Source organism: Hylemonella sp. GW821-FHT12C09, assembly GCF_058807395.1.
Genome location: NZ_JBXAQQ010000010.1, coordinates 117,218 through 131,364 on the forward strand (window position 1 = coordinate 117,218; position 14,147 = coordinate 131,364).

General features: G+C 67.6%; 11 protein-coding genes. 5 read left to right on the forward strand and 6 right to left on the reverse strand.

Annotated elements, in window-relative coordinates:
• Nucleotides 1-4: 4 nt before the first annotated feature.
• Nucleotides 5-2,293, reverse strand: a complete 2,289-nt coding sequence (xdhB, locus tag AC1RRP_RS16040; protein WP_493037915.1) for a xanthine dehydrogenase molybdopterin binding subunit — start codon at nucleotides 2,291-2,293, stop codon at nucleotides 5-7.
• Nucleotides 2,290-3,768: a xanthine dehydrogenase small subunit gene (gene xdhA / locus AC1RRP_RS16045; protein WP_493037917.1), complete on the reverse strand. Its 1,479-nt coding sequence runs from the start codon at nucleotides 3,766-3,768 to the stop codon at nucleotides 2,290-2,292. The genes xdhB and xdhA overlap by 4 nt, the downstream gene beginning before the upstream one ends.
• Before the next feature lie 147 nt (nucleotides 3,769-3,915).
• Between xdhA and AC1RRP_RS16050 the strand changes: the two genes are divergently transcribed.
• The 5 genes from AC1RRP_RS16050 (at nucleotide 3,916) to AC1RRP_RS16070 (ending at nucleotide 9,730) form a co-directional block, all read left to right on the forward strand.
• Nucleotides 3,916-5,481 carry an ABC transporter ATP-binding protein gene (locus tag AC1RRP_RS16050; protein WP_493037919.1) on the forward strand — a complete coding sequence of 522 codons (1,566 nt, stop codon included), beginning with the start codon at nucleotides 3,916-3,918 and terminating at the stop codon, nucleotides 5,479-5,481.
• A complete protein-coding gene (locus AC1RRP_RS16055; RefSeq protein WP_493037921.1) occupies nucleotides 5,468-6,529 on the forward strand; it encodes an ABC transporter permease in 1,062 nt (353 codons plus the stop codon). Before AC1RRP_RS16050 ends, AC1RRP_RS16055 begins: the two co-directional genes overlap by 14 nt.
• Nucleotides 6,529-7,449, forward strand: a complete 921-nt coding sequence (locus AC1RRP_RS16060; protein WP_493037923.1) for an ABC transporter permease — start codon at nucleotides 6,529-6,531, stop codon at nucleotides 7,447-7,449. The genes AC1RRP_RS16055 and AC1RRP_RS16060 overlap by 1 nt, the downstream gene beginning before the upstream one ends.
• A gap of 33 nt (nucleotides 7,450-7,482) precedes the next feature.
• Nucleotides 7,483-8,625 (forward strand): BMP family ABC transporter substrate-binding protein, encoded by a 1,143-nt coding sequence (locus AC1RRP_RS16065; protein WP_493037925.1) that lies wholly within the window; start codon nucleotides 7,483-7,485, stop codon nucleotides 8,623-8,625.
• Between the two features lie 64 nt (nucleotides 8,626-8,689).
• Nucleotides 8,690-9,730: an adenosine deaminase gene (locus AC1RRP_RS16070; RefSeq protein WP_493037927.1), complete on the forward strand. Its 1,041-nt coding sequence runs from the start codon at nucleotides 8,690-8,692 to the stop codon at nucleotides 9,728-9,730.
• A gap of 18 nt (nucleotides 9,731-9,748) precedes the next feature.
• Here the strand turns inward: AC1RRP_RS16070 and AC1RRP_RS16075 are convergent, their stop codons facing one another.
• Genes AC1RRP_RS16075 through AC1RRP_RS16090 form a run of 4 tightly spaced genes read right to left on the reverse strand, consistent with a single transcriptional unit; the run spans nucleotide 9,749 to nucleotide 14,145 of the window.
• Entirely contained in the window at nucleotides 9,749-10,096 is a 348-nt protein-coding gene (locus AC1RRP_RS16075) for a metal-sensing transcriptional repressor (protein WP_493037929.1), read from the reverse strand.
• Nucleotides 10,097-10,107: 11 nt separating this feature from the next.
• The gene (locus AC1RRP_RS16080) at nucleotides 10,108-10,554 is read right to left on the reverse strand and encodes an OsmC family protein (RefSeq protein ID WP_493037931.1); all 447 of its coding nucleotides are present in this window, start codon (nucleotides 10,552-10,554) and stop codon (nucleotides 10,108-10,110) included.
• Between the two features lie 29 nt (nucleotides 10,555-10,583).
• Entirely contained in the window at nucleotides 10,584-10,808 is a 225-nt protein-coding gene (locus AC1RRP_RS16085) for a YgaP family membrane protein (protein WP_493037933.1), read from the reverse strand.
• A 16-nt stretch (nucleotides 10,809-10,824) separates the two neighbouring features.
• Nucleotides 10,825-14,145, reverse strand: a complete 3,321-nt coding sequence (locus tag AC1RRP_RS16090; protein ID WP_493037935.1) for an efflux RND transporter permease subunit — start codon at nucleotides 14,143-14,145, stop codon at nucleotides 10,825-10,827.
• Nucleotides 14,146-14,147: the final 2 nt, after the last annotated feature.

The window sequence follows — 14,147 nt, forward strand, 5'->3', positions numbered from 1 at the left end:
AGGCTCAGTTTTGCAGAGCGCGCCAGACGCGCTCGGGGGTGGCGGGGGCGCTCATGGCTACGCGACCATCGGCGCGCGTGGCGGCCACGGCATCACGTATGGCTTCCCAGACGGCGATGGCCAGCATGAAGGGCGGTTCGCCCACGGCCTTGCTGCCGAAGACGTTGTCCTCAATGTTGGGCTCAGGCCAGAAGTCCACGCGCATCTTGTCGGGCACGTCGCCCGTAGCGGGGATCTTGTAGGTGCTGGGCGCGTGGGTGGCGAGTTTGCCGTCGGCGTTCCAGACCAGTTCCTCGCTCGTGAGCCAGCCCTGACCCTGGATGAAACCGCCCTCGATCTGGCCGATGTCGATGGCCGGGTTGATGCTGTGGCCCACGTCGTGCAGGATGTCCACGGCCAGCACACGGCTCTCGCCCGTGAGCGTGTCGATGGCCACTTCGCAGCAGGCCGCGCCGTAGGCAAAGTAATAAAAGGGCCGGCCCGTGAGCGTGGTCTTGTCGTAGTGGATCTTGGGCGTGCGGTAAAAACCGTCGCTCCAGAGCTGGATGCGGTTGGCGTAGGCGGCCTTGACCACCTCGCGGAAGTCGCGTGTGCTACCGGCAGCAAAGATCTTGCCGCCCGCAAAACGCACCTCACCCGCACCGCAGCCCTGCAGGCCGGCCACGAAGGCGGCCAGGTTCTCACGCACCTGGCGCGCGGCGAACTGGGCCGCGCGGCCGTTGAGGTCGGTGCCGCTGGAGGCCGCGGTGGCGCTGGCATTGGGCACGCGCGCCGTGTCGCTGGCGCTGACCAGCACACGTTCAAAAGGCAGGCCCAGCTCATCGGCCACGATCTGCGCGACCTTGGTGTGCAGGCCCTGGCCCATCTCGGTACCGCCGTGGTTGACCAGCACGCTGCCGTCCGCATAAACATGCACCAGCGCGCCGGCCTGGTTGAAGAGCGTGGCGGTGAAGCTGATGCCGAACTTCACGGGCGTGATCGCCAGGCCCTTCTTGAGTACGGTGTTCGTACGGTTCCAGGCGGCGATCTCGCTGCGGCGCTCGCGGTAGCGTGACGTCTGCTCCAGTTTTTGTAGCAGGGGCTGCAGGATGTTGTCTTCCACCGTCATCTGGTAATGGGTGACATTACGCTCAGTGATGCCGTAAAGATTGCGCAGGCGCACGTCCAGCGGGTCCAGGCCCAGCTGGCGCGCGATGTCCCCCAGGATGGTCTCGATGGCAATCACACCCTGCGGGCCGCCGAAGCCGCGGAAGGCCGTGTGGCTCTGCGTGTTGGTCTTGCAGCGGTAGCTGTCGATGCGCACATCGCTCAGAAAATAGGCGTTGTCGCTGTGGAAGACGGCGCGGTCGGCCACGGGGCCCGAGAGGTCGGCGCTGAAGCCGCATTCGGCCAGCAGAGTGAGCTGCAGCGCGGTGATCAGCCCGCTGTCGTCGTAGCCCACGGCGTAGTCGTAGGCGAAGGGGTGGCGCTTGCCGGTAACCATGAAGTCGTCGTCGCGGTCCAGACGCAGCTTGACGGGGCGCCCGGTCTTGTTCGCGGCCAGCACGGCCCACACAGCCAGGTGACCGGCCTGCGTTTCCTTGCCACCGAAACCACCGCCCATGCGCCGGCACTCGACCCGCACGCGGTGGTTGTCCAGGCCCAGCGCGTGCGCCACCCAGTGCTGGATCTCGCCCGGGTGCTGGGTGCTGCTGTAGATCAGCCACTGCTGCTGTTCCTGCGGCACCGCGTAGGCGATCTGGCCTTCGAGGTAGAAGTGTTCCTGGCCGCCGACCTCGAAGCTGCCACTGAGCGTGTGCCTGGCTTTCTTCATGGCCTGTTCCGGTTCACCGCGCTTTACGGTGACGGGCGGCAGCACATAACTCTGCGCCGCATGGGCAGCGCGCGCGGTGAGCACGGCCGGCAGGGCTTCGATGTCGAGCTTGACGGCGCGTGCGGCGCGGCGCGCCTGCATCACGGTCTCGGCCAGAACCAGGCCGATGACCTGGCCCACGTGTTGCACCGTGTCGCGCACGAAGATGGGTTCGTCGTGCACAAAGGTAGCCAGCAGCGGGTCCCCGGGAACGTCGGCGGCCAGCACCACATCCACCACGCCGGGCATCGCGCGTGCGGCACTCGTGTCCACGCCCAGGAGGCGGCCGTGGGCCACGGGCGAGAGGATGGGCGCGGCATGCAGGGTGCCGCGCAGCTCGGGCAGGTCGTCCACATAGGGCGCCAGGCCCTGCACCTGGTGCCGTGCGCTTTCATGGGCGACCGACTGGCCGCTGGCGAAGACCGGATCGGCGGCGCTCATGACAAGGCCTCCAGCTGCAACTCGCCCTGCGCTTCAGCCCAGTAACGCAAGAGCAGGCGGCCCAGCACGCTGCTGCGGTAGGCCGCGCTGGCGCGCATGTCGGAGATGGGGGAGAACTCCTGCGCCAGCACGGACTCGGCCGCTTCAAAACTGGCCCGCGCCCAAGGCTGACCTGTGAGCGCAGCTTCGGTTTTTGTCGCGCGCACGGGCGTGGCGGCCACGCCGCCCGCGCCAATGCGCGCAGCCACGATGCGCCCGTCCTGCACGCGCAGGTTCAGCGCCAGGCAGACGGCGGAGATGTCGTCGTCCTGACGCTTGGAGATCTTGTAGACACGCAGGTTTTCATCCGCCGCGGGGCGCGGCACCTCGATGAAAGCCAGCACCTCGTCGGGCGCCATGAGGTTCTTGCGGTAGCCCGTGTAGAAATCGTCCAGGGGCACACGGCGCTCGCCGCGCACGCTGGCCAGCACCAGGGTGGCGCCCAGAGCCAGCAGCAGGGGCATGCTGTCGCCGATGGGCGAGCCGTTGGCCACATTGCCGCCCAGGGTGCCGCTGGAACGCACGGGCAGGCCGGCGAAACGTTCGGCAAAACGTTGCAGCTGGGGGCGGTCGGCCACCAGCGCGGCGTAGGCCTCGTGCAGGGTGACGGCCGCGCCGATGCTCAAGCGCTCGGGCGTGCTGCGCAGCTCGCGCAGCTCCGCCACACGGGTCACGTCGAGCACCTGCGCGAACTGGCGGTGCTGTTTGGTGACCCAGAGCCCCACGTCGGTGCAGCCGGCCACCAGCTGGGCCTGCGGTTGTTCAGCACGTAGCTGCAGAAGCTCAGCCAGACGGGTGGGCGCGCTGTAGCCGGCCGCGGAGGCGGGGGGAATCTGGCGCAGCTGGGCCAGCACGGCGGCCTCGTCTACCGCCACACGCGGCAAGGCGCCCATCTGCTGCGCGGCGTCCAGGATGGGACGGTAGCCGGTGCAGCGGCAGAGGTTGCCCGAGAGGTCGGCCTGGGCGACTTCGCGGCTGATGGTCTCGCCGGCCAGCACGCGGTTCTGGTACATGCCGAACAGGCTCATGACAAAACCGGGGGTGCAGAAACCGCACTGGCTGCCATGACAGTCCACCATGGCCTGCTGGCAGGGGTGGAGAACGGTGCCCCCACGCTCCGCCGCTGACGCGGGTCCTTGCCCGGCGGTGACGAAGCCGTCTCGCACCCCGAGATCCTGCGCGGTCCAGACGGCCATGCCCTGCACCGAATGGGCCAGGCGGATACAGCTGTTGATGGCTTTGTAGGCCAGGGCCTCGTCTTGGGGTTCGGCCAGCACCACGGTGCAGGCGCCACAATCGCCCTCGCCGCAGCCTTCCTTGACGGCCGTGCACTGCAAATCCTCGCGCAGCACTTCCAGCAGGGTGCGCGTGGGCGCCACGTTCTCCAGGCTGACCAGCTGGCCGCGGCGCACGAACTGCAAGGGTCTTACGTTCATCTCAGTCTCCGAAGCAAGCGTCATACCAGATGTCGCCCACCTGCACCCGTTTGTATGCGATAGTTGTATACAGGACTTGGCACAGTTATAGCTTAAGCTAGGAACGGCTCAGACCTTTAGACCTGTGCGTACACCCCTTCTGACATCATGAGCACTGCCGCGGCCCAAGCCAGCCTACGCCTCCAACTCTCGGGGATCACCAAGCGTTACCCCGGGGTGGTGGCCAACCACCAGGTGGCGCTGGCGGTGCAAGCCGGCCAGATCCATGCGGTGCTGGGCGAAAACGGGGCGGGCAAGTCCACCCTGATGAAGATCATCTACGGCGCCGTCAAACCCGACGAGGGCCAGATCGTCTACAACGGCCAGCCGGTGCACATCCGCAACCCGCAGCAGGCGCGGGCGCTGGGCATCAGCATGGTGTTCCAGCACTTCAGCCTGTTCGATTCGCTGACCGTGGCCGAAAACGTCTGGATCGGCCTGGACAAGAGCCTCACGCTGGCCGTGGTGACGCAGCGCATCCGCGACAAGGCCCGGCAGTACGGCCTGGACATCGCCCCCGAGCGCCCCGTGCACAGCCTGAGTGTGGGCGAGATGCAGCGCGTGGAGATCATCCGCGCCCTGCTGAGCGAGCCGCAACTGCTGATCCTGGACGAGCCGACCTCGGTGCTCACACCGCAGGCCGTCGAAAAACTCTTCGAGGTGCTGCGCCAGCTGGCCGCCCAGGGCTGCAGCATCCTGTACATCAGCCACAAGCTGCACGAGATCCGCGCCCTGTGCACGGCCTGCACGGTGCTGCGCGGCGGTGAAGTGACCGGCACCTGCGACCCGCGCGAGGAAAGCAATGCCTCGCTGAGCCGCCTGATGATCGGCGCCGAGCCGCCGGCCCTGCAGCACAAGCCGCCGCACACCGGCGCGGTGCAGCTGGACGTGAACGGCCTGAGCCTGGCGCGGCAGGACCCCTTTGGTGTGGACCTGGACGACATCGCCCTGCAGGTGCGCGCGGGCGAGGTGGTGGGCATTGCCGGTGTGTCGGGCAACGGCCAGCGCGAGCTGCTGTATGCCCTGTCGGGCGAAGACCTGCGCAGCCCGGGTGGCAGCATCCGCCTGGGCGGGCAGGACGCGACCCGGCTGGACCCGGCCCGCCGCCGCACCCTGGGCCTGCATTTCGTGCCCGAGGAGCGCCTGGGCCGCGGCGCCGTGCCCGCCATGGGCCTGGACCACAACCTGCTGCTCACGCGCCGCGAATCCCTGGGCCCGCTGGGCTGGATACGCACCGGCGTGCTGGCCGCCCAGGCGCGCAGCATCATCGCGCGCCTGCACGTGAAGGCCGCTGATGAGCACGCGGCGGCGCGCAGCCTCTCGGGCGGCAATCTGCAGAAATTCATCGTGGGGCGCGAGATCGACGCCGGCCCCAAACTGCTCATCGTGTCGCAACCGACCTGGGGCGTGGACGTGGGCGCGGCCGCGCAGATTCGCGCCGAGATCCTGGCGCTGCGCGACGCGGGCTGCGCCGTGCTGGTGGTGAGCGAGGAACTGGAGGAGCTGTTCGAGCTCAGCGACCGCCTGCACGTGATGGCCAAGGGCCGGCTCTCGCCCTCCCTGCCCATGGCCGAGGCGACCACCGAGCGCATCGGCGCGTGGATGAGCGGCCTGTGGCACGAAGCGGTGCAGGGACATCTGCACGAACTGGAGGCCGGCCATGCTGCGGCTTGAACTGCGCCCCCAACCCTCGCGCGCCTGGAGCCTGGCTTCGCCGCTGCTGGCGCTGGCGCTGACCGTGCTGCTGGGCGTGATCCTCTTCGTGGCGCTGGGCAAGGACCCGCTGCGCGGCCTGCAGATGTTCTTCTGGGAACCCGTGAAGTCGGGTTACGCCCTGGGCGAGCTGATGGTCAAGGCCACGCCCCTGCTGATCATTGCGCTGGGCCTGGCCGTGTGTTTCCGCTCCAATGTCTGGAACATCGGCGCCGAGGGGCAGTTTGTGATTGGCGCGGTCTGCGCCGGCGGCGTGGCCCTGCTGGCCGACAAGACCACCGGCCCCTGGATCATCCCGGCCCTGCTGATCGCCGGTGTGCTGGGCGGCATGGTCTGGGCCGGGATCACGGCCTTGCTGCGCGACCGCTTCAACGCCAACGAGATCCTGGTGAGCCTGATGCTGGTCTACGTGGCCATCCAGCTGCTGAACTTCATGGTGCACGGCCCCTGGAAGGACCCGGGCGGCTACAACTTTCCGCAGACCAAGAATTTCGAGACGGTGACGCAGATCCCGCGGCTCATGAGCGGCTCGCGCTTGAACATCGGTCTCATCCTGGCGCTGCTGGGCGCGGGCGTGCTCTGGGTTTTCCTGTTCCGGCTGCGCGCCGGTTTTGCGCTGCAAGTCGGTGGGCTGGCGCCGGCCGCGGCACGTTACGCAGGCTTCTCCTCGCGCAAGGCGCTGTGGACGGCGCTGCTGGTCTCGGGCGGTGCGGCCGGCCTGGCCGGCGCGCTGGAAGTGGCGGGGCCCATCGGCCAGCTCACGCCCTATGTGCCGGCGGGCTACGGTTTTGCCGCCATCATCGTGGCCTTTGTGGGGCGGCTGCACCCGGTGGGCATGGTCTTCTCGGCCATCCTCATGAGCATGTTCTACATCGGCGGTGAACTGGCGCAGTCGCGCCTGGGCCTGCCCAAATCCATCACCGGCGTGTTCCAGGGTCTGCTGCTGTTCACGCTGCTGACCTGCGACACGCTGATCAACTACCGCCTCAAGCTGGGAAGGAAGCGTTGATGGAGTCCTACGCCCTGCTGCTCGCGGCCACGCTCAATGCCGGCACGGTGCTGGCGCTGGCGGCCCTGGGCCTGCTGCTGAACGAGAAGTCCGGCATCGTCAACCTGGGGGCCGAGGGCATGATGCTGTGCGCGGCCATTGCCGGTTTCGCCACCGTGGTGCACACGGGCAACGACTGGCTGGGTTTTGCCGCCGGCATGGGTGCCGGGGCGCTGCTGGCCGCGCTCTTCGGCTGGCTGGTGATCTGGCTCAACACCAACCCCTATGCCACCGGCCTGGCGCTGAGCCTTTTCGGGGCGGGCTTCTCGGCCTTTGCGGGCATCGCCTACGTGCAGGCCAAGCTGCCCGAGCGCACGCAGTGGGTGGTGCCGGTGCTGGGCGACCTCCCCTGGATCGGCCCGGCCCTGTTCCGCCAGCACCCTCTGGTCTACGTGACCATGGCCCTGGTCGTGGCCCTGGTGTTCTGGTTCGGGCGCAGCCGTAGCGGCCTGATCCTGCGTGCCGTGGGCGAGTCGCCCGAGTCGGCCCATGCCCTGGGTTACCCGGTGCGGCGCATCCGGCTGGCCGCCGTGGTGGCCGGCGGCGCGCTGTGCGGCCTCTCGGGCGCCTACCTGTCCGTGGTCTACACCCCGCTGTGGGTGGAGGGCATGGTGGCCGGCAAGGGCTGGATCGCCCTGGCGCTGACGACGTTTGCCACCTGGCGCCCGGCACGCGTCTTGCTCGGTGCTTACCTGTTCGGCGGCGTGACCATGCTGCAGTTCCACCTGCAAGGCACGGGCGTGGACATCCCCAGCCAGTTCCTGGACATGCTGCCCTACCTGGCCACCATCGTGGTGCTGGCCCTGATCTCGCGCAATCCGGCCTGGATACGCGTGAACATGCCCGCATCGCTGGGCAAGACTTTCACACCCAGCTCATAATCGCAACGTTTTTTCAACCCAGTGAGGACACCCATGACCGACCTGACCCAACGCCGCCTGTTCCAGGCGGCTGCCCTGATCACCCTGGCCACGGCCGCCCTGGTGGGCTGCGGCAAGAAGGAAGAACCCGTTGCTGCCGCACCGGCCGCAACGCCCGCCGCCAAACCCGCGCCGCTGAAGATCGCCTTCGCCTATGTGGGCCCCGTCGGTGACGGCGGCTGGACCTTTGCGCACGACAACGGGCGCAAGGCCATCGAGAAGGAATTCGGCGACAAGATCGTCACCAGCTTCGTCGAGAAGGTGCCGGAAAGCGCCGACGCCGAGCGCGTGATCCGCGACATGGCCGGCCAGGGCAACACCCTGATCTTCGGCACCACCTTCGGTTACATGGAGCCCATGCTCAAGGTCGCCGCCGACACCAAGGGCGTGAAGTTCGAGCACGCCACGGGCTACAAGACGGCCGAGAACATGCGCACCTACGACAGCCGCACCTACGAAGGTGCCTACATGGCCGGTGTGATCGCGGGCAAGATGACCAAGAGCAACACCCTGGGCGTGGTCGGTTCCATCCCGATCCCCGAGGTGATCCGCAACATCAACAGCTTCACGCTGGGCGCGCAGTCCGTGAACCCCAAGGTCAAGACCCGCGTGGTCTGGGTCGGCGACTGGTTCAACCCGCCGAAGGAAACCGAAGCCGCCACCGCCCTGATCAACGGCGGCGCCGACGTGCTGATGCAGAACACCGACTCCTCGGCCGTGCTGCAGACCGCCGAGAAGATGGGCAAGCGCGCCTTCGGCTGGGACAGCGACATGACCGCCTACGGCCCCAAGGCCCACCTCGGTTCGGCGGTGATCAACTGGGCCCCGTACTACATCAAGGCCACGCGTGATGCGCTCGAAGGCAAGTGGACCACGGGCCAGGCCTGGTGGGGCGTGAAGGAGGGCGCCATCGACATGGTGTCCATCGCCGCCGACGTGCCCGAAGACAGCAAGAAGAAGATCGACGAGGTCAAGGCCGGCCTGAAGGACGGCAGCTTCGCGATCTGGAAGGGCCCCATCGTCGGCCAGGACGGCAAGGAAGTGCTGAAGAAGGACGAAGTCGCCGACGACAAGTTCCTCGGCGGCATCAACTTCTACGTCAAGGGCGTGGAAGGCAAGATCCCCGGGGGCAAGTAAACCCGCGCGCGGATGATCGGGGCTGCTTCGGCAGCCCCTTTTTGTTTCAACAGGAGCTTCAGCCATGCCGTCCATCCCCGACATCCCGGCGCAGCGTCTGCCCGATCTGCTGCGGACCATGCCCAAGGCCGAGCTGCACATCCACATCGAGGGCTCGCTCGAACCCGAGCTGATCTTCGCGCTGGCGCAGCGCAATGGTCTGAGCCTGCCCTACTCCAGCGTGGAGGCGCTGCGCGCGGCCTACGCCTTCAGCGACCTGCAGAGTTTCCTGGACATCTATTACGCCGGCGCCGGTGTGCTGCAGACCGAGCAGGATTTCTATGACATGGGCATGGCCTATCTGAAGCGCGCCGCGGCCGACCACGTGCTGCGTGCCGAACTCTTCTTCGACCCGCAGACCCATACCGCGCGCGGTGTGGCCATGGAGACCGTGATCCGCGGCCTGCACCGCGCCTGCCGCGACGGCGCGGCCCTGGGCGTGAGCGCCGAGCTCATCCTCTGTTTCCTGCGCCACCTCAGCGAAGAGGATGCCTTCGAGACACTGGAACAGGCCCTGCCCTACCGCGACCTGTTCATCGGCGTGGGTCTGGATTCGAGCGAGCGGGGCCACCCGCCCGAGAAGTTCGCGCGCGTGTTCGCGCGCTGCCGGGAACTGGGCCTGCATCTGGTGGCCCATGCGGGCGAAGAGGGCCCACCGGCTTATGTGTGGAGCGCGCTGGACGTGCTGAAGGTGGAGCGCATCGACCACGGCGTACAGAGCGTGCACGACGCCGTACTGATGCGCCGCCTGGCCCAGGATCGCATTCCGCTCACCGTCTGTCCCCTGAGCAACCTCAAGCTCTGCGTCTTCCCGACGCTGGCCGCGCACAACCTCGGCGCCCTGCTCGACGCCGGCCTGGTGGCCACGGTGAACTCCGACGACCCGGCCTATTTCGGTGGTTACGTCAACGACAACTACACGCAGACCTTCGCGGCCACCGGTTTGAGCGGGGCACACGCCTACGCGCTGGCGAAGAACAGTTTCGAGGCGAGTTTTGCCCAGGCGCGGCAGAAGCAGCAATGGAGGGCTGCGCTCGACGCGGCCTTCGAACAGGCGACGCGTTGAGGCTGGGCCGCGGAACGCTCAGCCCATGCGCGCCAGCAGCGTCTCCATGTCTTTCATCATGGCCGAGAGGTCGGCCTTCTGCTCTTCGCCGGGGGAGAGGCGCGCTTCGAGTTCCTGCTCCATGAAGCAGACCGTCATGCGCAGGTAGGTGCTGTCCAGCGCCTTGCGCACGGCCGAAAACTGCTGGCCGATCTTGAGGCAGCTCTCGCCGTCTTCGATCATGCGCTGGATACCGCGCAGCTGGCCTTCGGCACGGCGCAGGCGATTCAGCACCTCGGTGCGCGCCGAACTGTCGATCAGGACCGTGGGGGCGCAGCTGGCTTCGGTGCTGCTCACGGCTTTTTTCACGGCGGTCGTCTTGCCCATGCGGGACTCCCTTACTTCAGTTGCTGGCCTGCGGCGTCACGCACACTGACGTGCAGGGGGATGCCCTGGGCCACGCTGGCGCCCACGGTGCAGAAGGCCTCGAACTGTTCGAGCACGCGGTCCAGGTGCTGCAGGCTGGCCGCGGGCACGCCCAGGGTGAGCGCCACGTCCAGCCCCAGCACGCGCAGGCGGTTGTCGGCATTGCGGCCGACGTCGGCCGTGACCTCGCAGCTGATCGGCTCGGGCGCCTGCTTGAACTTGCGCAGCGCGAACAGCAGCGAATCCGACAGGCAGTTGCCCACGGCGGCAGCCAGCAGCTGCACGGGCGTGGGCCCCTGGCCCTGGCCCAGCGGCGGGTGCTCGTCACCGATCAGCCGGGGCAGATCGGCACCAAAGTCGATGGCGAACTGGAAGTCCTGCTGCTGGCGCAGCACGACGCGGGGCTTGGACTCGCTCATGGTGAGCTCCTGGAGATGGGCTGGTTTGCTTACTTCGTGGAACAGGCGCCGCCTTCGGGCACGCCCAGCTTCTTCAGCAGGAAGCCCGGGGGGCAGAAGCCGGTGATGCCCGACTGGAACAGGTTGAAGCCGACGAAGGCGGTGAAGGCCAGGAACCAGGGGCTCACGAAGATCGGGCTGGCTTCGATGCCCAGAGCCAGCGACAGCATGACGAAGAAACCGGCCATGATGCGGATGTAGCGTTCAACGGTCATTTTTAACTCCTAAAGTTCAGGTTGCGGATGCGGGAAGCAGGGGCGTGCCGTCGGCGCTCTCATACCTCCGGCGGTATATCGAATAGTAAAGCACGGGGATCACCACCAGCGTCAGCAGGGTGGAGACCAGGATGCCGAAGATCAGGGCAATCGCCAGGCCGTTGAAGATCGGGTCGTCCAGGATGAAGAAGGCGCCGATCATGGCGGCCAGGCCCGTGAGCGCAATGGGTTGCGCACGCACGGCGGCCGACTGCACCACCGCGTCGCGGAACTTCATGCCCTGGCTGAGCTGCAGCTCGATGAAGTCCACCAGCAGGATGGAGTTGCGCACGATGATGCCGGCCAGCGCGATCATGCCGATCATGCTTGTGGCGGTGAACTGCGCGCCCAGCAAGGCGTGGCCCGGCATCACGCCGATGATGGTCAGCGGAATGGGCGCCATGATGACCAGCGGCGTGGTGTAGGAGCGGAACTGCGCCACCACCAGCAGGTAGATCAGGATCAGACCCACGCCATAGGCGGCGCCCATGTCTCGGAAGGTCTCGTAGGTGATCTGCCACTCGCCATCCCACTTGAGCGCGTACTGGCGCCAGGTGTCCGTGGGCTGGCTGATCCAGTATTCCTTCAGTTCACCCGTGCCCTGAAGCGCGGCGTCTGCCAGGCGCGGGCGGATGGCGAACAGGCCGTAAAGCGGCGAGTCCAGCTTGCCGGCCATGTCACCGAAGACGTAGCTCACGTTGGCCAGGTCCTTGGTGAACAAGGGCTTGTCGATCACGCCGCGTTCCACGCGCACCAGTTCGGACAGCGGCACCAGCTGGCCGTTGGCGGCGCGCATGGGCAGGGCCAGCAAGGCATCCAGGCCGACCTGTTGCTCACGCCGCAGCTGCAGGCGCACCGGCACGGGGTATTTGGACTGCGCGTCGTGCAGCCAGGCGGCATCGGTGCCCGACAGCGCGGCCGAGACGGTCTGCGCCACGGCAGCCACCGGGATGCCCAGGGACTCGGCGCGCTGGCGGCGTACGCGCAGCCAGGCGCGCGGGGCGTCTTCTTTCAGCGAGGTGTCGATGCCCACGATGTCGGCGGTCTCGCCGTAGGCCTTGGCCACGCGTTTGGCCAAGGCCTGGCGGCCGGCTTCGTCGGGGCCATAGATCTCGGCCACCAGCGGGCTCATGACGGGCGGACCCGGCGGCACTTCGACCACCTTGACGCGCGCACCGTGCTTGACACCGATCTTTTCCAGCTCGGGGCGCAGGCGCTGGGCGATCACGTGGCTCTTGTCGCTGCGGTGGTGCTTGTCGACCAGGTTGACCTGCAGGTCGCCCTGCTCGGCCTCACTGCGCAGGTAGTACTGGCGCACCAGGCCGTTGAAGGTGATGGGCGAGGCCGCACCGGCATAGCCCTGCAGGTCCTGCACCTCGGGCTGCTGCGCGAGGAAGGCGCCCAGCTCATGCAGGGTGGCGGCCGTGTCTTCCAGCGGGGCGCCGGCCGGCATCTCGACCAGCACCTGGAACTCGCTCTTGTTGTCGAAGGGCAGCATCTTGAGCACCACACCGACAAAGGAGGAAGGCACCAGGGTCAGCGCGACCGACAGCAGCAGCGCCCCACCGATGCCGGCCAGCAGCAGCAGGCGCTGGCGCGAGCTGGCCAGGAAGGGCGTGAGCACGCGGGTGAACAGCGTCTGCAACTTGGCGCCGATGCCGCCGCCGGCATGCGCGTCGTGCGCGGCATGGCCAGGGCCGTGTTCCTTCATCAGCTTGAGCGCCAGCCAGGGCGTGACGGTGAAGGCGATGGCCAGCGAGATCGCCATGCCCAGGCTGGAGTTGATGGGGATCGGGCTCATGTAGGGGCCCATCAGGCCGCTCACAAAAGCCATGGGCAGCAAGGCGGCGATCACGGTCAGCGTGGCCAGGATGGTGGGGCCACCCACCTCATCCACCGCGCGCGGGATGATCTCGCGCAGCGGTGCGTCAGGCGTGAGCTGCTGGTGGCGGTGGATGTTCTCCACCACCACGATGGCGTCGTCCACCAGGATGCCGATGGAGAAGATCAGCGCGAACAGCGAGACGCGGTTGAGCGTGAAGCCCCAGGCCCAGGAGGCGAAGAGGGTGGCCATCAGCGTCAGGATCACGGCGGCGCCGACGATCACGGCTTCGCGCCGACCCAGGGCAAAACCCACCAGCAGGATGACCGAGCCGGTGGCGAAGGCCAGTTTCTGGATCAGCTTGTTGGCCTTTTCGGCCGCGGTCTCGCCATAGTTGCGGGTGACGGTGGCTTCGATGTTGCCGGGAATGACGGTGTTGCGCAGGGCCTGCACGCGGGCGTTGGCAGCACGAGCGACGTCCACCGCGTTCTCGCCCGGCTTCTTGGTCACGGTCAGCGTGACGGCCGGGTAGACCTGGCCGGCGGGGGCAGCATCGCTGCCCTCGGCCTGGGCCATGGCGGCTCCGGGCGTGAACCAGACATAACGTTGCGGCTGCTGCGCGCCGGCTTCGATGCGCGCCACTTCGCGCAGGTAGACCGGGGCACCCCGGCTCACGCCGACCACGATATCGCCCACGTCCTGCGCCGAGTGCAGGAACTCGCCGGTTTCCACGCTGAGCATCTGCGGCGCGGCGCCGTTCTTCTTGCCCTGGGTGTCCAGCACGCTGCCGGCCGGCATGCCGAAGTTGGCCGCGGTCAGGGTCTGCTTGAGCGTGAGGACGTCGATGCCGCGGGCGCGCAGGCGCGTGGGGTCAAGCCACACATGCACCGCACGGCCCGGGCCGCCGATGGTCTGCACCTCACGCGTGCCCTTGACGCGCTTGAGTTCGGTTTCCACCTCGTGGGCCACGCGCTCCAGCTCCTGGGCGGGCTGGGCATCCTTGCTCCACAAGGTCACGGCCAGTACCGGCACGTCGTCGATGCCCTTGGGTTTCACGATGGGCGCCAGCGTGCCCAGGTCGCGCGGCAACCAGTCCTGGTTGGCGTTGAGCACGTCGTACAGGCGCACCAGCGCCTCGGTGCGCGGCACGCCCACCTTGAACTGCACGGTCAGCACGGCCAGGCCCGGGCGGGCCACGGAATAGGTGTGTTCGATGCCGGCGATCTGGCTGAGCACCTGCTCGGCCGGGCGCGCCACCATGTTCTGCACATCGGTGCTGCTGGCCCCGGGGAAGGGGATCAGCACATTCGCCATGGTCACGTTGATCTGCGGCTCTTCCTCACGCGGCGTGACGAACACCGCGAACAGGCCCAGCAGCAGGGCCACCAGGGCCAGAAGAGGCGTGATGGCGTTGGCCTGGAAGGCCGCGGCGATGCGTCCGGAAATGCCCATGCGCTCTTGCTGACTGTCTTTCATGG

Excerpts from the sequence above, each read along its gene's own strand:
- xdhB (WP_493037915.1), bottom strand. The coding sequence starts at position 2,293 with ATGAGCGCCGCCGATCCGGTCTTCGCCAGCGGCCAGTCGGTCGCCCAT.
- xdhA (WP_493037917.1), bottom strand. The coding sequence starts at position 3,768 with ATGAACGTAAGACCCTTGCAGTTCGTGCGCCGCGGCCAGCTGGTCAGC.
- AC1RRP_RS16050 (WP_493037919.1), top strand. The coding sequence starts at position 3,916 with ATGAGCACTGCCGCGGCCCAAGCCAGCCTACGCCTCCAACTCTCGGGG.
- AC1RRP_RS16055 (WP_493037921.1), top strand. The coding sequence starts at position 5,468 with ATGCTGCGGCTTGAACTGCGCCCCCAACCCTCGCGCGCCTGGAGCCTG.
- AC1RRP_RS16060 (WP_493037923.1), top strand. The coding sequence starts at position 6,529 with ATGGAGTCCTACGCCCTGCTGCTCGCGGCCACGCTCAATGCCGGCACG.
- AC1RRP_RS16065 (WP_493037925.1), top strand. The coding sequence starts at position 7,483 with ATGACCGACCTGACCCAACGCCGCCTGTTCCAGGCGGCTGCCCTGATC.
- AC1RRP_RS16070 (WP_493037927.1), top strand. The coding sequence starts at position 8,690 with ATGCCGTCCATCCCCGACATCCCGGCGCAGCGTCTGCCCGATCTGCTG.
- AC1RRP_RS16075 (WP_493037929.1), bottom strand. The coding sequence starts at position 10,096 with ATGGGCAAGACGACCGCCGTGAAAAAAGCCGTGAGCAGCACCGAAGCC.
- AC1RRP_RS16080 (WP_493037931.1), bottom strand. The coding sequence starts at position 10,554 with ATGAGCGAGTCCAAGCCCCGCGTCGTGCTGCGCCAGCAGCAGGACTTC.
- AC1RRP_RS16085 (WP_493037933.1), bottom strand. The coding sequence starts at position 10,808 with ATGACCGTTGAACGCTACATCCGCATCATGGCCGGTTTCTTCGTCATG.
- AC1RRP_RS16090 (WP_493037935.1), bottom strand. The coding sequence starts at position 14,145 with ATGAAAGACAGTCAGCAAGAGCGCATGGGCATTTCCGGACGCATCGCC.